This window comes from Nocardioides sp. Z43_10 (assembly GCF_059766615.1).
This window is the reverse complement of sequence record NZ_JCBAJY010000008.1, coordinates 76482-96203: the sequence shown is the minus strand read 5'-3', so window position 1 is coordinate 96203 and position 19722 is coordinate 76482. Positions and strand designations below refer to the sequence as shown.

At 73.6% G+C, this 19722-nt stretch carries 22 protein-coding genes; 8 read left to right on the top strand and 14 right to left on the bottom strand.

Annotated features, from left to right (window positions below; translation table 11 throughout):
• Positions 1–12: 12 nt before the first annotated feature.
• Together AC6EI4_RS15365 and AC6EI4_RS15360 are read right to left on the bottom strand one after the other, a co-directional pair.
• Positions 13–1032, bottom strand: a complete 1020-nt coding sequence (locus AC6EI4_RS15365; RefSeq protein ID WP_498424641.1) for a zinc-dependent alcohol dehydrogenase family protein — start codon at positions 1030–1032, stop codon at positions 13–15.
• A gap of 96 nt (positions 1033–1128) precedes the next feature.
• Positions 1129–2769: a bifunctional 3'-5' exonuclease/DNA polymerase gene (locus tag AC6EI4_RS15360; protein ID WP_498451990.1), complete on the bottom strand. Its 1641-nt coding sequence runs from the start codon at positions 2767–2769 to the stop codon at positions 1129–1131.
• A 199-nt stretch (positions 2770–2968) separates the two neighbouring features.
• On the opposite strand from AC6EI4_RS15360, the gene AC6EI4_RS15355 reads away from it, so the two are divergent.
• Positions 2969–3985, top strand: coding sequence for a magnesium and cobalt transport protein CorA (locus tag AC6EI4_RS15355; RefSeq protein WP_498424639.1), 1017 nt, complete (start codon positions 2969–2971; stop codon positions 3983–3985).
• Positions 3986–4016: 31 nt separating this feature from the next.
• Here the strand turns inward: AC6EI4_RS15355 and AC6EI4_RS15350 are convergent, their stop codons facing one another.
• Entirely contained in the window at positions 4017–4718 is a 702-nt protein-coding gene (locus tag AC6EI4_RS15350; protein WP_498424638.1) for an NUDIX hydrolase, read from the bottom strand.
• A 97-nt stretch (positions 4719–4815) separates the two neighbouring features.
• Here AC6EI4_RS15350 and AC6EI4_RS15345 point away from each other — a divergent pair, with 97 nt between their 5' ends.
• Together AC6EI4_RS15345 and AC6EI4_RS15340 are read left to right on the top strand one after the other, a co-directional pair.
• A complete protein-coding gene (locus AC6EI4_RS15345) occupies positions 4816–5823 on the top strand; it encodes an SPFH domain-containing protein (RefSeq protein ID WP_498424637.1) in 1008 nt (335 codons plus the stop codon).
• The gene (locus AC6EI4_RS15340) at positions 5823–6713 is read left to right on the top strand and encodes an NAD(+)/NADH kinase (RefSeq protein WP_498451989.1); all 891 of its coding nucleotides are present in this window, start codon (positions 5823–5825) and stop codon (positions 6711–6713) included. Before AC6EI4_RS15345 ends, AC6EI4_RS15340 begins: the two co-directional genes overlap by 1 nt.
• Here AC6EI4_RS15340 and AC6EI4_RS15335 read toward each other — a convergent pair.
• Complete coding sequence (locus tag AC6EI4_RS15335; protein WP_498451988.1) at positions 6697–7566, bottom strand: LysR family transcriptional regulator ArgP; 870 nt, start codon at positions 7564–7566, stop codon at positions 6697–6699. The two genes, AC6EI4_RS15340 and AC6EI4_RS15335, sit on opposite strands and share 17 nt — an antisense overlap.
• Positions 7567–7645: 79 nt before the next feature.
• Here AC6EI4_RS15335 and AC6EI4_RS15330 point away from each other — a divergent pair, with 79 nt between their 5' ends.
• The 3 genes from AC6EI4_RS15330 (at position 7646) to AC6EI4_RS15320 (ending at position 9393) form a co-directional block, all read left to right on the top strand.
• Positions 7646–8275, top strand: coding sequence for a LysE/ArgO family amino acid transporter (locus tag AC6EI4_RS15330; RefSeq protein ID WP_498451987.1), 630 nt, complete (start codon positions 7646–7648; stop codon positions 8273–8275).
• Positions 8276–8481: 206 nt separating this feature from the next.
• Positions 8482–8775, top strand: coding sequence for a hypothetical protein (locus tag AC6EI4_RS15325; protein ID WP_498424631.1), 294 nt, complete (start codon positions 8482–8484; stop codon positions 8773–8775).
• Positions 8776–8925: 150 nt separating this feature from the next.
• Positions 8926–9393, top strand: a complete 468-nt coding sequence (locus tag AC6EI4_RS15320) for a VOC family protein (RefSeq protein ID WP_498424629.1) — start codon at positions 8926–8928, stop codon at positions 9391–9393.
• Positions 9394–9402: 9 nt separating this feature from the next.
• Here the strand turns inward: AC6EI4_RS15320 and AC6EI4_RS15315 are convergent, their stop codons facing one another.
• The gene (locus tag AC6EI4_RS15315; RefSeq protein WP_498451986.1) at positions 9403–9936 is read right to left on the bottom strand and encodes a class E sortase; all 534 of its coding nucleotides are present in this window, start codon (positions 9934–9936) and stop codon (positions 9403–9405) included.
• Between the two features lie 146 nt (positions 9937–10082).
• Complete coding sequence (locus tag AC6EI4_RS15310) at positions 10083–11159, bottom strand: alpha/beta hydrolase family protein (protein WP_498451985.1); 1077 nt, start codon at positions 11157–11159, stop codon at positions 10083–10085.
• Between the two features lie 152 nt (positions 11160–11311).
• Between AC6EI4_RS15310 and AC6EI4_RS15305 the strand changes: the two genes are divergently transcribed.
• Positions 11312–12226, top strand: coding sequence for an alpha/beta fold hydrolase (locus AC6EI4_RS15305; RefSeq protein WP_498451984.1), 915 nt, complete (start codon positions 11312–11314; stop codon positions 12224–12226).
• A gap of 28 nt (positions 12227–12254) precedes the next feature.
• Here AC6EI4_RS15305 and AC6EI4_RS15300 read toward each other — a convergent pair whose 3' ends face one another.
• From AC6EI4_RS15300 to AC6EI4_RS15275, 6 genes are all read right to left on the bottom strand, one after another.
• Positions 12255–12512 carry a VOC family protein gene (locus AC6EI4_RS15300; RefSeq protein ID WP_498451983.1) on the bottom strand — a complete coding sequence of 86 codons (258 nt, stop codon included), beginning with the start codon at positions 12510–12512 and terminating at the stop codon, positions 12255–12257.
• A gap of 67 nt (positions 12513–12579) precedes the next feature.
• Complete coding sequence (locus AC6EI4_RS15295; protein ID WP_498451982.1) at positions 12580–14439, bottom strand: FUSC family protein; 1860 nt, start codon at positions 14437–14439, stop codon at positions 12580–12582.
• A 70-nt stretch (positions 14440–14509) separates the two neighbouring features.
• A complete protein-coding gene (locus tag AC6EI4_RS15290) occupies positions 14510–15160 on the bottom strand; it encodes a PepSY domain-containing protein (protein WP_498451981.1) in 651 nt (216 codons plus the stop codon).
• Between the two features lie 97 nt (positions 15161–15257).
• A complete protein-coding gene (locus AC6EI4_RS15285) occupies positions 15258–16679 on the bottom strand; it encodes a sensor histidine kinase (protein WP_498451980.1) in 1422 nt (473 codons plus the stop codon).
• Positions 16672–17349 carry a response regulator transcription factor gene (locus AC6EI4_RS15280; RefSeq protein ID WP_498424614.1) on the bottom strand — a complete coding sequence of 226 codons (678 nt, stop codon included), beginning with the start codon at positions 17347–17349 and terminating at the stop codon, positions 16672–16674. The genes AC6EI4_RS15285 and AC6EI4_RS15280 overlap by 8 nt, the downstream gene beginning before the upstream one ends.
• Before the next feature lie 70 nt (positions 17350–17419).
• On the bottom strand, positions 17420–18013 hold the full coding sequence (locus AC6EI4_RS15275) for a dihydrofolate reductase family protein (RefSeq protein ID WP_498451979.1): 594 nt from the start codon (positions 18011–18013) through the stop codon (positions 17420–17422).
• A gap of 82 nt (positions 18014–18095) precedes the next feature.
• Between AC6EI4_RS15275 and AC6EI4_RS15270 the strand changes: the two genes are divergently transcribed.
• Positions 18096–18281: a hypothetical protein gene (locus tag AC6EI4_RS15270; protein ID WP_498424612.1), complete on the top strand. Its 186-nt coding sequence runs from the start codon at positions 18096–18098 to the stop codon at positions 18279–18281.
• Here AC6EI4_RS15270 and AC6EI4_RS15265 read toward each other — a convergent pair.
• Both AC6EI4_RS15265 and AC6EI4_RS15260 read right to left on the bottom strand, forming a co-directional pair.
• On the bottom strand, positions 18266–18916 hold the full coding sequence (locus AC6EI4_RS15265; RefSeq protein ID WP_498451978.1) for an ABC transporter ATP-binding protein: 651 nt from the start codon (positions 18914–18916) through the stop codon (positions 18266–18268). The genes AC6EI4_RS15270 and AC6EI4_RS15265 overlap by 16 nt on opposite strands.
• On the bottom strand, positions 18903–19721 hold the full coding sequence (locus AC6EI4_RS15260; protein ID WP_498451977.1) for an ATP-binding cassette domain-containing protein: 819 nt from the start codon (positions 19719–19721) through the stop codon (positions 18903–18905). The genes AC6EI4_RS15265 and AC6EI4_RS15260 overlap by 14 nt, the downstream gene beginning before the upstream one ends.
• Position 19722: the final 1 nt, after the last annotated feature.

Sequence of the window (19722 nt, the reverse complement as noted above, 5' to 3'; positions counted from 1 at the left end):
GGCGGGCCTGCGTCAGACGGTGAGCAGCACCTTGGTGGCGGTGCGCTGATCCATCGCCCGGTAGCCCTCGGCCGCCCGGTCGAGGGGAAGCGTGAGGTCGAAGACCCGGCCGGGGTCGATCTCGCGGTCCCAGATCAGCTCGACCAGCTCGGGCAGGAACCGGCGCACCGGCGCCGGCCCACCGTGCAGGTGCACGCCGGCCATGAAGAGCGTGTCGCCGGGCAGCGCCACGCCGTGGGACACGCCGACGAAGCCGACGTGCCCGCCGGGACGCGTGGAGGCGATGGCCTGCATCATCGACTCCTGGGTGCCGACCGCCTCGACGACCGAGTGCGCGCCCAGCCCGCCGGTGAGCTCCTTGATCATCGCGGCGCCGTCGTCGCCGCGCTCCTCGACGATGTCGGTGGCCCCGAACTCGCGCGCCAGCGCCTGACGCTGCGGATGCCGGCTGAACGCGATGACCCGCTCGGCCCCGAGCCGGCTGGCGGCCAGCACGGCGAGCAGTCCGACCGCGCCGTCGCCGACCACCGCCACCGTCTTGCCGGGGCCGGCCTCGGCGGCCGTGGCGGCGAACCAGCCGGTGCCGAGCACGTCGGAGGCCGCCATCAGCGAGGGGATGAGGTCCGGGTCGGGCCGCCCCGGGGTGGCCACCAGGGTCCCGTCCGCAAGCGGGATCCGGGCCAGCTCGGACTGGGTGCCGATCGTGCCCATCAGCACCCGGTTCACGCAGTAGGCCTGGTAGCCGGCGCGGCAGATCTCGCAGGTGTTGTCGCTGGCCCAGAAGGAGCCGACGACGAAGTCGCCGACCTTCACCTCGTCCACCAGGGAGCCGACCTCCTCGACCACGCCGACGTACTCGTGGCCCATCGGCTGGTGGTCCACGGGCTCGGCGCCGCGATAGGGCCACAGGTCGCTGCCGCAGATGCAGCTCGCGGCCAGCCGGATGATCGCGTCGGTCGGCTCGACGATCCGGGGGTCCTCGCGCTGCTCGACCCGCACGTCGCCGGGTCCGTGCATGACGACTTGGCGCATGGCGTGCTCCTCTTCGCTGGCTCTCGGACGCTGAGCGGCCGGCCAGGCGCCGGCCTCGGAGCATCGAGTCAACCCCACAATCGGCCTGCGCGGCAGTCAGGCGTCGACCGTGACCCCCGGCTTGCCCGCCTCGGCGTAGGAGCGCACGGTCGAGATGTTGAGCGGGAAGTCGATGGGCAGGTCGCGGAACAGCAGCTCCGCCGCGGTCGCAGCCGCCTCGCGCGCCTGCGCCGCGACCTGCTCGGCCAGCGCCTGCGGGGTGTGCACGACGACCTCGTCGTGAAGGAAGAGGACCAGGTGCGGGCGGGTCACCAGCGGGCCGGCCCCGCCGAGGCGCCACAGCCGGTTGCGCAGGTCGGCGATCCAGCACAGCGCCCACTCCGCACCGGTGCCCTGCACGACGAAGTTGCGGGTGAACCGGCCGTGCGCGCGCCGGATCCGAGCCTCGCGGTCCGGGTCGCGGCCGGAGCCCTGGTCCCACGCGTCGCCCAGGCGCGGCGACCCGCGGCCCAGCAGCGTGCGCACCTCCTGGCCGCGCTCCCCGGCCCGGGCCGCCTCCTCGACCAGGCCGAAGGCGTCGGGGCAGCGCCGGGTGAGCCCGGCGACCATCCGGCCGCTCTCGCCGCTGGTGGCGCCGTACATCGCGCCGAGCAGCCCGAGCTTGGCGTGCTTGCGGCTGGCGACCGCGCCGTCGTCGACCATCGCCTGGTAGAGGTCGGCGCCGCGGGCGGCGCCCGCGAGCGCGCGGTCGCCGCTCATCCCCGCGAGCACCCGCGGCTCGAGCTGGGCGACGTCGGCGACCACGAACGTCCAGCCGTCGTCGGCCACCGCGGCCGGGCGGACCTGCACCGGGAACGACAGCGCCCCTCCCCCGTTGGAGGACCACCGGCCGGTGGCGGAGCCGGCCGGCTGGTACGACGGCCGGAACCGGCCGCCGCTGACCCACTGGTCGATCCAGGCCCAGCCGTTGGTCCAGAACAGGTGCGCCAGCTGCTTGTAGCGCAGCAGCGGCGCGATGGCCGGGTGCTCGAGCGCACGCAGCGAGGAGGCGCGGGTGTCGGTGACCTCCAGGCCGGCCCGGCGCAGCGCCGCCAGCAGCTCGGGCCGCGAGTCCGGGTTGAGCCCCGGCGCCTCGAGCGCGCGTCGTACCTGCTCGGCCAGCGCCTCCAACCCGGCCGGCCGGGCACCGCGCGGTGGGCGCGGCCCGAGCAGGTCGGCGAGCAGGCGCTCGTGCACGTCGACGCGCCAGGGCACGCCGGCGTACGACATCTCGGCGGCGACCAGGGCGCCCGCCGACTCCGCGGCGAGCAGCAGAGCGAGCCGGCCGGGCTCGCGCGACGCCGCCACGGCCGCCCGCTGGCGGGCGTCCTCGAGGTCGGCGCGCAGGTGCTCGGCGGTGTCGTCGATCGAGAACAGCGCCGGGTCGGACGGCGCGCTCGGGCCGAGCCGGTCCCAGCGCTCGGACTGCTCCCCGTCCAGCAGCCGCGCGTCCACCGCCGGGGCCTGGCGCAGCAGGTGGTGGGCCAGCCGCAGGTCGTGGCAGCGCTGGACCCGCACCCCGGCGGCCAACAGCGGCGGGTACCACCGGGCGGTGTCGTCCCACACCCAGCGCGGCGCGTCGGCCTCGCGCTCGCGCACGTACGCCGCCAGGTCGGCCACGGCGACCCGGTGCTGCTGGTCGCCGTCGACCACCAGCACCTGCTCCCCCGACAGGCGCGAGAGACAGACCCGGGTCATGGGAGCAGCCTGACACGCGACGCCGACACCGACGCGCGGGCGGGTGTCGCCACGCCCGGGTCTCAGCCTGGCGCAAGATCGAGTAGGTGCTCGCGGCACGCTGCCCCGGTGAGGCGGACGCCGCGCGTAGGCTCCACGCGGCTGCGCTGACGACGTGCAGGCTGACGACGTGCAGGTGATCCGGCGAGGTGATCGATCGATGGCGGTAGTGGACAACGCGGTCTACGTGGACGGCTGCCGCCGTCTGGAGCCGCCCTCGCTGGAGGAGACCTACGAGCTGCTGCGCACCCAGAAGGGCGTGGGTTGGATCGGCCTCTACCGCCCGGACGCCGACGAGATGCGATCGGTCGCGGCCGAGTTCGAGATCCACGACCTCGCGGTCGAGGACACCATCACCGCACACCAGCGGCCCAAGCTCGAGCGCTACGGCGACGTGCTGTTCACGGTGCTGCGCCCGGCCCGCTACATCGAGGCCGACGAGCGGGTCGAGTTCGGCGAGCTGCACGTCTTCACCGGCGCCGACTTCGTCGTCACCGTCCGGCACGCCGAGGCGCCCAACCTGGGACGTGTCCGTCGCCGGATGGAGGCCTCGCCCCAGCTGCTCCGGCTCGGCCCGGAGGCAGTGCTCTACGCCATCCTCGACGAGGTGGTGGACGAGTATGTGCCGGTCGTGGAGGGCCTCGAGAACGACATCGACGAGATCGAGGATCAGGTCTTCGAGGGGCACCCGGAGGTCTCGCGGCGCATCTACGAGCTGTTCCGCGAGGTCATCGAGTTCCAGCGGGCCACCAAGCCCCTGCTCACGATCCTCTCCGGCCTGAGCGCCGGCTTCGAGAAGTACCACGTCGATGACGAGCTGCAGCGCTATCTGCGCGACGTACAGGACCACACGATCCGCATCGTGGAGCGCGCGGACGGGTTCCGGGCCCTGCTGCAGAACATCCTCACGGTCAACTCCACGCTCGTGGCCCAGCGCCAGAACGAGGAGACCCAGCGGCTCACGCAGACGAGCCTGCAGCAGAACGAGGAGGTCAAGAAGATCTCCTCGTGGGCTGCCATCCTGTTCGCGCCGACCCTGGTCGGCACCGTCTACGGGATGAACTTCGCCACGATGCCGGAGCTGGGGTGGCAGTACGGCTATCCGATGGCCCTGGGCCTGATGCTGCTGATGGGGCTCGGCCTCTACCAGGTGTTCAAGCGACGCGGGTGGCTGTGAGGCCGGCGCCTGCCCGTGCGGTGGCTCGAACTCATGACCGGCTGCCCTGGCGCGTCAGCGGCGGCTGGAGCTGCTGGGCGGGACCCCGGCGATACAGCAGCGCCGGGCGTCCCCCGTCCCGGGTGGTGCTCTCCCCCGTGGGCTCCAGGAACCCGGGCGCCTTGGTCGCCTTGCGGTGGAAGTTGCGAGGGTCGAGCTCGGCTCCCCAGACGATCTCGTAGACCCGGCGCAGCTCGGCCACGGTGAACTCGGCCGGGCAGAAGGCGGTGGCGAGCGCGGAGTACTCGAGCTTGGCGCGGGCCCGCTCGATCCCGTCGCGCAGGATCTCGGCGTGGTCGAAGGCCAGGTCGTCGGAGAGCTCCTCGACGGGTCGCCAGCGGGCGGCGGCCGCATCGGAGCCTGCGCGGGGCGTGGGCAGGTCCGGCGCGAGCGCCAGATGGGCGACGCTGACCACCCGCATCCGCGGGTCGCGCCCCGGTGCGCCGTAGCTGCGCAGCTGCTCGACGTGGACCACGTCGGGCGCCAGGCCGGTCTCCTCGCTGAGCTCGCGCGCGGCCGCGGTGTCGAGGTCCTCGTCGGGCTTCACGAAACCGCCCGGCAGCGCCCAGCGCCCCCGGAACGGCTCCTCCCCGCGCCGTACGACGAGCGCGCAGAGGCGGTCCTGGCGGATGGTCAGCACCACCAGGTCGACGGTGACCGCGAGGGCCGGGTAGTCGGACGGGTCGTAGGCCATGGGCCGATCCTACCTCCTTCGCGTCAACTTGACGAGAACGAGCCGTGCTGCATATCGTCACCTTGACGATAACAACCCACGACCGAAGGTGACCCCCATGGCCGACATCGCCCGCTACCCGTTCCTTCGCCACCTGCGTGGCACGCCGACCACCTACGTCCAGCACGTGCGCAACGGCCGCACCGTGCACGCCGGAGTCGGCTCCGCGTTCTGGTTCCGCCCGCTCAGCGCGGTTCTCTCGGAGGTTCCGGTCGACGACCGCGAGCTGCCCCTGCTGTTCCACGCCCGGACCGCGGACTTCCAGGACGTCACCGTCCAGGCCACCGTGACCTTCCGGGTCGTCGACCCGACCGTCGTCGCCGGCCGGATCGACTTCTCGATCGACCCCGAGACCGGTCAGTGGCGCAGCACGCCCCTGGACCAGGTGGCGGGGCTGCTGGCGCAGACCGCCCAGCAGTACGCCCTCGACCTCATCGCCGGCGTCGACCTGACCACCGTGCTCAGTGGTGGCGTCACCCCGGTGCTCCAGGCGATCACCGGCGGGCTGCACCAGGACGGCCGGCTCGCCGAGACCGGGATCGCGGTGATCGGGGTGCGCGTGGTCGCGATCCGGCCCGAGCCCGAGGTCGAGCGAGCACTGCAGACGCCGACCCGCGAGCAGGTTCAGCAGGACGCGGACAAGGCCACCTTCGAACGCCGCGCGGTCGCGGTCGAGAGGGAGCGCGCGATCGGCGAGAACGAGCTGCAGACGCAGATCGAGCTGGCCCGCCGCGAGGAGCAGCTCGTCGCCCAGCGCGGCACCAACGCCCGCCGCAAGGCGCAGGAGGCGGCTGCCGCCGGTGCGATCGCCACCGACGCCGAGGCCGAGCGCGCCGAGCGCCTGGCCGCGGCCAACGCCGCGGCGACCCGCGTCAACGGCGTGGCCGAGGGCGAGGCGGAGGCCGCCCGGCTCGCGGCGTACCGCGACCTGCCGGAAGGGGTGCTGCTGGCGCTGGCGGTCAAGGACCTGGCGGCCAACCTGCCGCACATCGAGTCGCTGGTGCTCACCCCCGACCTGCTGGCCCCCGTCCTGGCCCGCCTGGGCGCCGGCCCGAAGGAGGCGTGATGGCCGCCCTGGCGCCCCGCGTCGTCCTGGTCCACCGGCGCACCGAGCTCGACGAGCTCACCGCCCGGCACGGGACGCGCGGCCAGGTCGCGTTCTTCCTCAAGAGTCGCGGACGCGACCTCGACGAGCTCGAGCACCGTCAGCGCGCCGACCGGGCCGCGATCGAGACGGTGACCAAGGCGATCCCGGTGGACTGGCGGCGCGGCAGCGTCGAGCGCGCCGACCTCGACCGGTTCCTCTTCGCCCCCGACGACATCGTGGTCGTCGTCGGCCAGGACGGCCTGGTCGCCAACGTGGCCAAGTACCTCGACGGGCAGCCGGTGATCGGGATCAACCCCGAGCCGGACCGCAACCCCGGCGTGCTGGTGGCGACGGCGCCCGGGGCCGTCGCTCCCCTGCTGCACGGCGAGGGCTGGACCGAGGAGCGCACGATGGTCGAGGCCCGCACCGACGACGGGCAGCGCCTGCTCGCGCTCAACGAGATCTACCTGGGCCACCCCAGCCACCAGACGGCGCGCTACCGGCTCACTGCTCCCGGCGCCCCGGCCGAGCGCCAGGCGTCCTCCGGGCTGATCGTGGCGAGCGGCACCGGGTCGACCGGCTGGTGCCGGTCGGCCTGGCTGGAGCGGCACAGCACCCTCGCGCTGCCGGGGCCCGGCTCACCGCGGCTGCTGTGGTTCGTCCGGGAGGCCTGGCCCTCGCCGAGCACCGGCACCGCCTACACCGAGGGCGAGCTGGACGCAGCCGACCCCCGCGGGCTCACCGTCGAGGTCGAGACCGACGGGCTGGTCGCGTTCGGCGACGGGATCGAGGCCGATCGGCTGACCCTCGGCTGGGGACAGAGCGTCCGGATCGGCGTGGCCGAGCGGCGGCTCACGCTAGTGTCCTGACGGCCGCCTCGCGCACCGCAGCGCTCAGCGCCTCCAGCGCCGGGCTCTCCAGGCGCCAGCGCTGCCAGTGCAGGACCACGGTCACCGGTTTCGCACCGGGCAGCCGGACCAGCTCACCTGCCTCGACGGCGGGCCCGAACTGCGGGTCCGGCACCATGCCCCAGCCCAGGCCGCAGCGCACCGCCTCCAGGAAGTCGGCGCTGCTCGGCACCCGATGCACGACCCGGGGCCGGGTCGCCCGGTGCGCCGCGAGCACCTCGTCCTGCAACTGGTCCTTCTCGTTGAACACCACCATCGGGATCGACGACCAGTCCACGCCTCGCCCCCGGCGGTGACGCTCCAGCAGCTCGCGCGTCGCGCCGGCCCAGTAGCGCAGCCCGCCCAGCCGCTCGACCCGGCAGCCCTGCACCGGATCCGGCTCGAGGGTCACCGCTGCCAGCGCCTCGCCCCGGCGCAGCAGGTCCAGCGAGAACGACTCGTCCTCGACGTGCAGCCTCAGCGCTGTTCCTTCCCGGGCGGCCACCGCGGCGAGCACCGGGCGGAACCAGGTCGCCAATGAGTCCGCGTTGACCGCCACCGCCAGCTCGACCACCTCGTCGTCGCCCAGCGCCCCGGCCGCCTCGGCCGCGAGCAGGCGCATCTGGCGGGCCAACCGCACCAGCGGGGCACCGGCGCCGGTCACGTCCGCCGGCGAGGTCCGTCGCACGACCACTCGTCCCGCCGACCGCTCCAGCGCCCGGATTCGCTGGCTGACCGCGCTCGGCGTCAGGTGCAGCCGGCGCGCGGCGCCCTCGAACGAGCCTTCCTCCGCGATCACCAACAGGGTCTCGAGCTGGAGCGGGTCGAAGCGCATGAGCCTAGTTAAGCATCGCTTCATCACGTGCAAAATGATTCGCTGGCCTTCAGTACGACGTCGCCGTAGCGTCGACGGCGTGGTCCCCTCCCTGATCGCCGGCTTCCTCACCGGCGGCTCCCTCATCATCGCCATCGGCGCCCAGAACGCCTACGTCCTGCGCCAGGGCATCCTGCGCCACCACATCGCCGCGGTGGTGGCGGTCTGCGCGCTCTCGGACGCCGTCCTGATCGTGGCCGGCGTCAGCGGCACCGGCGCGATCGTCGACCGGGCGGGCTGGATCATCGACGTCTTCCGCTGGCTCGGCGTCGCCTTCCTGCTCTGGTACGCCGCGGGCTCGATCCGTCGCGCCCTGGGCCCCGGCTCGCTGGACGCCGGCGGCACCAGCGCGGCCCGCGCCGAGCCCCGCCGGACCGTCGTCGGCCGCGCGGTCGCCCTCACCTGGCTCAACCCGCACGTCTACCTGGACACCGTGCTGCTCGTCGGGTCGATCGCCGCCACCCACAGCGGCGCCTCCGGCGGCGCGATCGACGGGCGCTGGTGGTTCGCGCTCGGGGCGGTGCTGGCCAGCCTCGCCTGGTTCACCGGGCTGGGCTTCGGCGCCCGCGGCCTCGCGCCGCTGCTCGCCCGACCGCGCGCGTGGCAGGTGCTCGAGCTGCTCATCGCCGCGACGATGCTCCTCGTCGCGGCGAACCTGGCACGAGGCTGAGGCAGGACAACGAGGCGCAGCCCGGAAGGTGATGGCCCCCAGCACATGATCCTCGACACACCGTGCTGGCGGCATGCCCCCCAGGTCACAGGGCACCAAGGGCCAGCGCGCCGATCGGTGCGCCTTTCCGTTGCCTCGTGCTCTCACCGCTTCATTCCTCGAGGCGTCCGCGCCGCGGGCACGAACCCCAGTAAGGACGCGAGAATATGACCGACCAACAGCTCCACGAGCACACCAGCGGCCCGACGACGGACGCGTACCGTCCCCAGCGGAGCCGTCGGATCAGCACCGAGACCAAGTCGTCGTACAAGACGACCGAGCTGATCGCCTACGTCCTGGCCGTGCTGGGCGTGCTCATCGCCTCGGCCGTCGTCGACGCTTCGGACTTCGGCGCCCAGGAGGCCTGGTTCTACGTCACGCTGCTGACCATCGGCTACATGGTCAGCCGTGGACTGGCCAAGTCCGGCAGCCGCGAGCCGTTCGACGACACCGTGCGCTGATCCACACACCTGGCGCGCCGGCACCCTTCGGGGCGCCGGCGCGTTCGTGCGCGGCGGGGCTCATCGCCCATGGTCCGGCAACCTCACAAGCATGAGGGAAGCCATCGATTGCGGACCGCCGCTGTCCGCCACGGGTGCCACAGTCCAACCATGACCACCAGCCGCCAAGTCCAGATCACCTTCGACGCCCACGACCCGCGCGCGCTCTCCACCTTCTGGCGCGACACGCTGGGCTACGTCCACCCCGGGCCGCCCGGGGTCGACCTCCCCGAGGGCGCCGACCCGCTGGCCGCCTGGGAGGAGCTCCTGGCCAGGCTCGGCGTGCCCGAGGACCAGCGCAACACGCGCTCGGCCATCGAGGATCCCTCCGGGCACGGCCCCCGGCTGTTCTTCCAGCAGGTGCCCGAGGACAAGGTCGCCAAGAACCGCGTCCACCTCGACGTGCGCGCCGCTCCCGGGCTCGAGGGCGAGGAGCGGATGGCCGCGCTGGAGGGCGAGTGCTCCCGGCTGGTGTCGCTGGGCGCGACCCGGGTGCGCCGCGAGGAGCCGGCACCGCCGATGGGCGCCGGCCATCTGGTGATGACCGATCCCGAGGGCAACGAGTTCTGCCTGGACTGACCGCACGCCTCAGCGGACGTCGCGCCTCGAGACCAGCACGCCGACCTTGTCGATGCGGTGTTCGGGATTGTCGAAGCGGTCCGACCAGTAGTTGCCGACCGCGTGGTCCTCGGCGGTCGCGCACGTGGACAGCGTGATCATCGCCCGGGTCGCCTCGGCGCCGGGTCGGCCCGGCACGGGCGCCGCCTGCGCGGCGAGCGAGCGCGGCGAGCGGAACGACGTGGACCGGGTCTGGGTGATCCGGTAGACGAAGAGGTGCTCTCCGGAGCGGACCCGCACCCGGTCCCCCACGCCCACGGCGGGCAGGTCGCGGAACGGCGCCGTGTGCGAGGTGCGGTGTCCGGTGACGATGAAGTTGCCGACCTCGCCGGGCCCGACGCCGCCGCGCCGGCCGCGGGGGGACGCCATCGGCCCGCCGTTCTGGATCCGGGTGCCCGGTCCGTCGTCCGGGCTGCCGACATAGCGGACCACCGGCGTCCAGCCGAGCCCGATCGCCGGGATGCTGAGCAGAGAGCGCCGCGGCTCGGGTGTCGGCTCCGGCACCGGCTCCGGGGCTGGGGCAGGCGGTGTAGGCGCCGACGACGAAGGCGCCGCCCGTGCCCCCTCCGGGGAGGGCCCGGCGCTCGAGCAGCCCGCCAGCAGCCCCGCGGCCGCGAACCCGGCGAGCCCGGCGAGAGCCGCCCCGGGCCTCACGACGCGCCCATCCGGCTCTCGAGGAACCGCACCGTCCGATCCATCGCCGCGAGGAACGCCGGGCCGAAGGCGTGTCCGTCGTCGTACCACTCCAGCTGCGAGCGCACCCCCGCGGCCGAGAGGGCCCGCTGGGTCGCGGTGGCCCAGCGCGGCGGGCAGGTGTCGTCGTAGCGCCCGTGCACCATCAGCACCGGCTCGGTGATCCGGTCGAAGTAGGGCCGCGAGGAGTTCTCCCGCCAGGCGCGTGGGTTCTGCGCCGGGGTTCCGTAGCGGCTGGTCAGCTGCGCGCGGCGCGCGGAGTCGCCGGGGTCCGGGGCGATGAACTGCTCGTAGTTCTCCCCCTCGAGCGAGGAGACCGAGGCCCACAGCGCGGCGGCCTGCACCAGCCCCGGCTCGGCGACCAGCGACTTCAGCACCACCCCGCCGCCCATCGAGCGTCCGAACAGCGCGACCCGCTCATCGTCGACCGGCACCTCGGGTGAGTCGCGCAGCGCCTTGACCGCGTTGATCACGTCGGCGCTGTAGCCCAGCCGCAGCCGTGCCAGCGAACGCCGGTCGTCGTCGGACTCGGCGTGCCCGCGGTAGTCCACGTGCAGGGCGATGTAACCGCGCGAGGCCAGGTAGCCACGCTCGCGGGTCATCCCCTGGCCGCGCTCGTAGACGGCCGGGTCGATGTAGCCGTGCGCCAACACCACCGCCGGGAACTCGCCGGGCCCGGTGGGCACGTTCAGCACCCCCGAGATCGTGTAGGACTCCTCGCCCTGCGGCGTGGTCGAGCGGCTGCGATAGCTCACGTCGTACGACGTGTAGTCGCCGGTGCGCTCACGCACCCGGCCCAGTCGCAGCCGATCTCCCTGGTGCCGCTGCTCGGCCAACCCCGGCACCGAGACGGGCCGGACCTCGGGCGTGGGAGCGGGCGCGCCGGTGCTCGCGCCGGGCTCCGCTGTCGGGTCCACCGCCGACGGGGACGTCTCGGCCTCTCGTGAGCTCGGCTCCGGCTCGTCGGCGGTGCAGCCCGCGAGCAGGACGACGACGGCGACCGCGGCGCCCCAGACCCCTGCACGTGCACGCATTCGAGCAACCTCCACAGGTGGGGCCGGGACGGATGTCCAGCGTAGAACCACGGTCCCCGGATCCGGCGGTTTGCGGCGGACTCAGCGGGGTACCTGCACAGTCCAACAACCGGCGGAGCCCACGGCCTGCTGCCTGAGACCGGGGGGTCGCCGTGGGTGCTGTCCAGGAGTCACTCTTCGTCGACGTCGACGGGCCGGTGCACATCGCCGACTTCGGCGGGCCGGCCGAGGCGCCGGTCGTGCTCTGCGTGCACGGTCTCGCCGGTTCGGCGGCCGGCTGGCGGGCCCTCGCCGACGCGCTGCCGGCGTACCGGGTCCTGGCGGTCGACCTGCCCGGGCACGGCCGCTCCCCCACCACCGGGCGACCGGTCTCGGTCCTCCACGCCGCGGCCGTGCTGGAGGAGGTGATCGCGCAGCTCGACCTGGGCCCGGTCACGCTGGTCGGCCACTCGATGGGCGCCGCGGTCTCGCTGCTCACCGCGGCAGCGGCACCCGAGTCCGTCGAGGGCCTGCTGCTGCTCGCCCCGCCGCTGCCGCGCCAGGGGGTGGGCTTCGTCAGCCCGGCGGTGCTGCCGCACGTGGCGCTGTGCCTGTGGCCCCGGCTCGGCCTGATCGCGCTGCAGCGGCGGAGGGCGCGCCAGACGCTGGAGGAGCACGTGTGGAGCCGGCTGCGGCTCACCTGTGCCTCGATCGAGGAGCTCCCGGAGGTCGCCGGAGCCCTCGCCGAGACGCTGGCCAGCGAGCTGCAGGAGGCCTACGACAACGGCGAGGAGCCGCTCGAGTCGTTCATCCACGCGGCTCGGTCGGTCGGGATCCTGGTCACCGAGGGCAGCCGCTACCGGGACGCGCTCACCCAGGTGCAGGCCCCGGTCTGCGTGGTGCACGGGCTCCTGGATCGGGTCGTCAAGCCCTCGGGGCTGCGCCAGCTGCGCTCGCTCCAGCCAGGTTGGCGGGTCCGCCTGCTGGCGGGGGTCGGTCACTCACCCCATCTCGAGGCACCCGCCGAGGTCGCCCAGGCCCTCGAGCGGCTGGTCCCCGACGCGGCGTACACCCGGGTGCCCGCCTAGCCGCGGCGCAGGACCCTGATCGGTGCGGCTACCCGACGCAGAGGCAGAACGGGTGGCCGGCCGGGTCGAGGAAGACCCGGAACGACTCCCCCGGCTGGTGCTCGTGCCTGGTCGCGCCCAGTTCCAGCACGGCGGCCTCACCGGCGTCCAGGTCGTCGACGAGGACGTCGAGGTGCATCTGCTGTGGCGCCTCCTGCTCCGGCCAGCGCGGAGGGCTGTAGTCCTCCACCTTTCTGGAACGACCGGGACAGTCGATGACGATGCTGGGAAGTCGCGCGATGGCCATGCCCTCACACGCTACGCCCAGGAGACAGCGTTGCCCCCGCCCTCCGGGCGCCGGCGGATCGCGCCCGTCAGCCGGTCGACGGCAGCGTGCGCAGCAGGCGGCGCTCGGCGGCGCCGGTCTGCTCGACGAGGCCCCAGAGTGTGGAGGAGGTGGCGCCGTTCGTGGCCGGGAGCTGCGCCGGACCGTCGGCTGCCCCGTCGGCTGCCCCGTCGGCTGCCTGGAGCATCGTGGCGGCCCCCGTCAGCGACGCGCGGTCCAGGGTGGCGGTGTTGACGAGAGTGCTGAGGTCACGCAACCCGGAGCGGAGACGATCGAGCTCGGCGAGCTGTCGATCGTCGAGGTGGTCGCGATCCGGAACCAGCTCGTCCTGCTTCTGCGCGGCGTCGCGTTGCAGCGCGACGAACTCGGGAACCGATGACGTGGCCCCGTGCGCGGCGGCGCGCAGCACGGCCTCGGTCGCCTCGGTCGCCGACACGACCCGCTCACGCAACGGCGCCGGCCGGAACGCCGGTACGACGATGAAGCCGAGGACCACCCCGACCACCACGGCGCAGGCGGTCAGGACGACGTACTGGACGAGCAGGTCCCCGGCGTCGAGGTGACGGCTGGCGGCGTTGATGCCCACACTGACGACCACCATGAAGGCGCTGCCCAGCGCGGGCCGGGTGGTGATGTACCAGAGTCCGAGGGCAAGCGACACGGCGGCGATCGCGGTGAGGTACCGCTCTGGCACGACCAGCAGGATCACGGCAACGGCAGCCGCCCCGCACACCAGGCCGATGATCTTGGATCTCGCCTTGCCGAGGGTGTCGCGCCAGCTCGCCTGGAGGATCGTGAAGGTGGTCAGGAGCACCGTGGCGACCAGGGGGTCTCCCGGGCCGAGGCTTGCCGTGAGGACCAGCATGACCAGCAGCCCGAAGGCAGTCCGGAGCGCATGCCGCACCTGGATCGAGCGCAGCCGGGCGGACGGGTGCAGGACCGCGTCGCGGAGCTCGTGCCGGCTGCCACGGTCGAGCACCACGGCAGTCGTATCCCGCTTGCGGACCGCCTGCGCCACGGTGTCGAGCGCCGCCGCGGCCTGGCCCAGCGACTCGACGGTGGTGGGGCCCGTCGAGACACCGGCCGTGACGCCGGGGGCGGCGTCGGCGTCGGGGGCGTGCTTGTCGCGCAGCCGGTCGGCGAGGTCCGCCGCCCGGTGGCGGAGGGTTGCGGCCTCCTCCGGGCGAGCAGACCCGGTGACCTCGCCGGCGCGCAGCGCCAGGCGGTATCGCGAGGCCCCCTCGAGGGCGGTGGCCAACCAGCGCTGTCGGCCGTCGCTGAGCCAGGTGTCGATGGCGGTCGCGGTCGCCGCGGCCGCATCGTCGGCGACGAGGACGTCGGCGACCTGGTCGCGGGTCGGCTTGGAGGGATCGGAGATGCCGAGGACGACCCGCAGCAGGAGCGCCACGACGACGCCGGCCACCGCGGCCGCGATCACCTGCCGGTGGTCCGTCGCCCCGTGGGTCGCGTAGGCGTAGGCGTACAGCGTGGTCATCGCGAGGCCCAGGCCGGCATGCTCGAAGCGCGGCCCCAGCCTGGGGAGCAGGGCGGCCACGAAGCAGATCACCACGACGAGCGCGATCGCGGCTGGGCGCCAGACATCGGTCAGCAGCCGCGGGACGATGGCCCCGAGCAGCAGAAGCGGCACCATCAGCGCGGCCGTACGCAGGTCGGCGCGCAGGGGGCCGCCCATGAGGGCGATCAGGGAGAACAGAGCGACCAGGCCGCCGATGATGGCTGCGGGGCCGGCATCGAAGGTGTCGGCGAGCATGATCGCCGGTACGAGCACGATCGCCATCAGCAGGATCACCACGGGGCTGCCCCCGGGCCTCCTCGGCCGGGTCGGCTCGTGCGCCGTCGACGTGGCGGCCCCCTTGACTTTGCTCACGTCTCTCCTCCCGAGACCGTGGCCGGGACGCGCCCCCTCACCACAGGCGAGGCGCGCCCCGACCTCCCGGTCAGTTGTCGCGGGTCTTGTCGAGCACCTTGAAGCTGGCGTCCAGGTCCACGTCCCACTCGGTGTTGTCGCTGTCGAGGACCTCGACCTCGTAGGCCTGAACTCCGTCGTCGCTGGCCTCCACCCGGATCACCTTCCCGCCGCCGACCGCGCTGAGCGCGGCCCTCTCGGCCGAGGCGAACTCGCTGTCGGTGAGCACCCGGTCGTCGTCACGGCGGTCGCGGTCGTCATCGCGCTCGTCGATCCGGCCTCGGTCGTCGCGGTCGTCGCGGTCTCCGCGGTCTCCACGGTCATCGCGGTCTCCGCGGTCTCCACGGTCATCGCGGTCATCGCGGTCGTCGCGGTCGTCGCGGTCGTCGACGTCCTGGCTGACGACGTCGAGGTTCTCGTCGAGGGTGACGTCGGTCGTGGTGCCGTCGTCGAGGCGGACCTCGACCTCGTAGGCCTCACCGGCGTCGTCGCTCTTCTCGACGTCGATCACGGTGCCACCACCCACGGCCTCCACAGCCGCGGCGCTGACCCGGTCGCGCTCGCTGCCCTCGACCTTCTGGTCGGCGGTCGCGGTCCAGACCGTGGCGCCGACGCCGAGGACGGCAACGGTGGCGATGGTGGGGATGACGACCCGCTTGCGGCGGAGCTTGGCGGTGTCCATGAAGGGCCTCTCTTCGCGTTCTCAGGGGTTGCTGACTTGCTGTACCAAGCGTGCAACGGGGTCGCTGAAGCCCACCTGAACGCGCCTGAACGCGCTTTCAGGTTGCCGTGCCACCGCTGGCCGGCAGCCGTACGACGAAGCGCGCCCCGCCCAGCGGGGACGTCCCGACGCCGACCGACCCGCCGTGCGCGGTGACGATCGCGCGCACGATCGCGAGACCGAGGCCGCTGCCCCCGGCGTCGCGGGCGCGCGCCTCGTCCAGACGCACAAAACGCTCGAAGACGCGCTCGCGCTGGTCGGGGGCGATGCCGGGCCCGTCGTCGTCGACGACCAGCAGCACCTCGCCGTCCTGCTCCGTGACCGAGAGCGCCAGTCTGGAGCGCGCATGCCGTACGGCGTTGTCGACGAGGTTGCGCACCACCTGCGCCAGCCCGGTGTCGTCACCGCGGACCCGGCCGGCGCCGACGCCGGAGGTGTCGACCGCCAGGTCCGCCCGGACCGCACGCCGGGCCTCGGTCAGGGCCAGGTCGTCGAGGTCGACGTCCTGGGGAGCGCGAGCGGCCGCACCCGAGCCGGTACGCGTGAGCACCAGCAGCTGCTCGATGAGGTGCTGCATGCGCTCGGACTCCTCGAGGACGGCTTCGGCGAGCTCTCCCTCGGGGAGGGCTCCGGGGTGGGCGTGGGCGACCTCGGCGGTCTGGCGGATGCTCGCCAGCGGGGAGCGCAGCTCGTGGGAGGCGTCGGCGACGAACTGCTGCTGGCGGTCATGGGAGTCCTCGAGGCGCCCGAGCATCTGGTTCATGGTCGCCGCCAGCCGGTGGATCTCGTCGCTGGAACGCGGCACGGGCACCCGCAGGTCCAGGCGGTCCCCGGTGATCTGCTCCACCTCGCGGCGGATCCGCTCGACCGGTGCCAGCGCCCGGGTGGCCACCACCCACGTCGTACCGCCCACCAGCAGCAGGACCAGCGGCAGCCCGACGAGCAGCGGCGTGATCAGCGCGTCGGTGGAGTCCTCGACGTCCTCCAGCGACACCGCGACCGCCACGTCGTAGTCGCGCTCGCCGTTCGAGGCGTCGTCGGCGACCACGACGTAGCGGTGGTCGGCCCCCGGCAGCCGGACCCCGTCGGCGTCGTCGACCGGCAGCGGCTGCTCCAGGGGCTCGGAGCCGCGCACCACGCGCCCGGACTCGTCGATCACCTGCCAGACGAGCTCGTCCGGCTCATCCTGTTCATCGCGGTCGTCGCGGTCCTCGCGGTCCCGGCGGTCGTCGCGGTCCTCGCGGTCGTTCGGCGCACCGTCGTCGCCGACCGGCGCGTCCGGCAGCCCGGCCCGCTCGATCTCCTCGACCAGCGCGGAGGCGCGTTGCTCGGCGCTCGACTCCAGCCCGTCGCGCAGCGACTCCCGAACCAGCACCACCAGGGTGAGGGCCGCGATGCCCAGGGCGATCGCCACCACCAGCACGGCCGCCGCGGTCGTGCGCAGCCGCACCGAGGCCCGGCTGCCGCGGCGCTCAGCCACCGTCGGTGCCCAGCCGGTAGCCCGCCCCGCGCAGCGTCTGGATCGCCGCCCGGCCGAACGGACGGTCGATCTTGTTGCGCAGGTGGCGGATGTAGACCTCGACGATGTTGGGGTCGCCCTCGAAGTCGAGGTCCCAGACGGCCTCGAGGATCTGTCGCTTCGAGACCACGTCGCCCTTGTGTCGGGCCAGGAACGCGAGCATCGAGAACTCCCGTGCGGTCAGCTCCACCTCGACGTCGCCGCGCCAGACCCGCCGGGCCGCCGGGTCGATCCGGATGTCGCCGACCTCGAGCAGGGTGGGCCGCTCGCGCGCGCCACGGCGGGCCACCGCGCGCAGCCGCGCGACGAGCACCGGGAACGAGAACGGCTTGGTGAGGTAGTCGTCGGCCCCGGTGTCGAGGCCCTCCACCTGGTCCCACTCGCCGTCCTTCGCGGTGAGCATCAGGATCGGGGTCCAGTCCTTCTCCGCGCGCAGCGTCTCGCAGACCTTGTAGCCGTTGATCCCCGGCAGCATCAGGTCGAGCACGATCGCGTCGTAGGTGTTCTCCCGCGCCAGCCACAGACCGTCGGTGCCGTCGTGAGCGACGTCGACCGAGAAGCCCTCGGCCTCCAGGCCCACCTTGAGGGATCGGGCGAGCCGCTTCTCGTCGTCGACGACGAGTACGCGCATGTCTGCCTCCGGGGTCGGGAGCAGCCATTCTTGCGCAGACCGGCTGAACGGCGGCTGAACGCGGCGTACCTCAGCGAGTGTCCGCGGCCCCGCCCGCCGGCGCGGGGGCGGAGGGGGCGTAGGCCAGGTGCACCACCCCGGTCTGGAAGGGCTGGGCCGAGATCAGCCGCAGGTGGCGCTCCGGGCCGCCGTCCTCGAAGAGCCGCAGCCCGGAGCCGGCCGTCGCGGGGTGCAGGAACAGGTGCAGCTCGTCGAGGAGGCCGGCGTCGATCAGCTGGCGCACCACCGACACCGAGCCGCTCAGCACGATCCGGCCGATCTCCGGGTCGCTCTTCAGCGCCGCCACCGTCTCGAGCAGGTCGCCCTGCAGCTGCTCGGAGTTGCGCCAGCTGAACTCCAGCGGGCTGCGCGACGCGACGATCTTGCGCACGTCGCCGAGCTGCTTGGCGAACGGCGCGTCCTCCTCCCCCGCCTGCTCGCGGACCGGCCAGGCGCCGGCGAAGCTGTCGTAGGTCACCCGCCCGAACAGCATCACGTCGGCTTCGTGGGTGCCGCCCACCGCCTCGCCCATCTCGTCGTTGAAGTAGGGGAAGTGCCAGTTGCCGATCCCCGGGTCCACGCCTCCGTCCAGGGCGGTGAACATGCTGGCCGTGACGCTCGTCATCGCCGCTCTCCTTCGCTCGTGGTCCTCCCTGTCGGCTAACGACCCGAGCGACGCGGCGAACTCATCGGGCTACGGTGGGGCGATGACCACCGAGACTCCCAACGCACTGCTCCACGGCGGCCCCGGCGACGGTGAGCCGGCGTACGTCGCGAGGCCCGACGCCACGCTGTCCTACGAGGACGTCGGCGGCGGCTCGGTCACCTACGTCGCCACCGACCGCACCGAGGAGCGCGACGGCGTCACGCTGCGGGTCTACGAGCCCAAGTAGGCATCGGCCGGCGCGGCACCGCCCTGGACGGCGTCGAAGGCCAGCACCCGGTCACACACCTCCGCGAGCAGGGGGCCGTCGTGGGAGATCACCAGCACTCCGACTCCCCGGGTCCGCACCGTGTCGGCGACGCACCGCCACAGGTCCGCCTGGGCCAGCGGGTCCAGGCTGCTCGAGATCTCGTCCAGGACCAGGTAGCGCGGATCCGTGCGCAGCGCCCGGGCCAGGTTGACGCGCTGCAGCTCGCCACCGCTGAGCTCGTGCGGATGCCGTTCGAGCCAGTCCTCCTCCACGAGCCCCTCGACCACCCCGGGCCCTCCCCCGGCCTCGGCGAGCACCTGCCCGATCCGCCAGCGCGGGTTCATCGCCCGCTCCGGGTGCTGCTGCACCAGCTGCACCGGCTGCAGCCCGCGGGCCGGCAGCGGCTCCCCGTCCACGCTCACCGCGCCGCGGCCGGGCCGCGCAAGACCCGCCAGGACGCGGGCCAGCGTGGTCTTCCCGCAGCCGCTGGGGCCCTGGATGCCGACCACCTCGCCGGCCCCGACCGAGACCTGCGCGTCGCGCAGGACCCACGGGCCGCGCAGGCGGTGCCGCAGCCACAGCCCCTCACCGTGCAGTCCCTCACCGTGCAGCACTGAGCGCTCCCTCGACCAGGAACCCGTTGCCGGGAAGGGCCCGCCACATCGCCCGGGTCCACGGGTGCTCCAGCTGCTCTCCGCCGCCGGCGAAGCGCTCCGGGTCGACCACGTCCACGGTGCGCCCGGCCACGCAGACCACCACCCGGTCGGCCACCGCGAGGCCGTTGCGCAGGTCGTGGGTGATCAGCACGACTCCCGCCCCGTCGTCGGCCACCGCACGCAGCTCGGCGAGGGTCTCGCGCACCTGCGTCTGGGGCAGCCCGGGGGTCGGCTCGTCGGCCACCAGCAGCGCGGGGCGTCCCAGCAGCGCGATCGCGGTGAGCACCCGTCGGGCCATCCCGCCCGACAGCTCGTGCGGTCGGCGCCGCTCCACCTCCGCGCCCAGCCCGCGCGCGGCCAGGGCCGTCCGGGCGTCGCGGCGCGGGTCCGAGGACCCGGCCAGGCGCGCCGCACGCCGTACCTGCGCGCCCACGCTCGCGGTCGGGTCGAGGTGCGACAGGGACTGCGGCAGCAGACCCACCCCGCGTCCGGCCAGCCGGCGGCGGGCCTCGGGGTCGACGGCCTCGCCGCGGATGCGCACCACGCCCTGCTCGACCGCGTTGGCCGGCAGCAGGCCGAGCACGGCATGGGCGAGCAGGCTCTTGCCGGCGCCGCTGGCCCCGACCACGGCGACCAGCTCCCCGGCGCCCACGCGCAGGTCCATCCCGGTGAGCACCTCGACGGTACGGCGCCGCAGCCCGCGCTCGTACTGGACGAACCCGACGCGCAGGTCCTCCACCTCGAGCATCGGCGAGTCACTCATC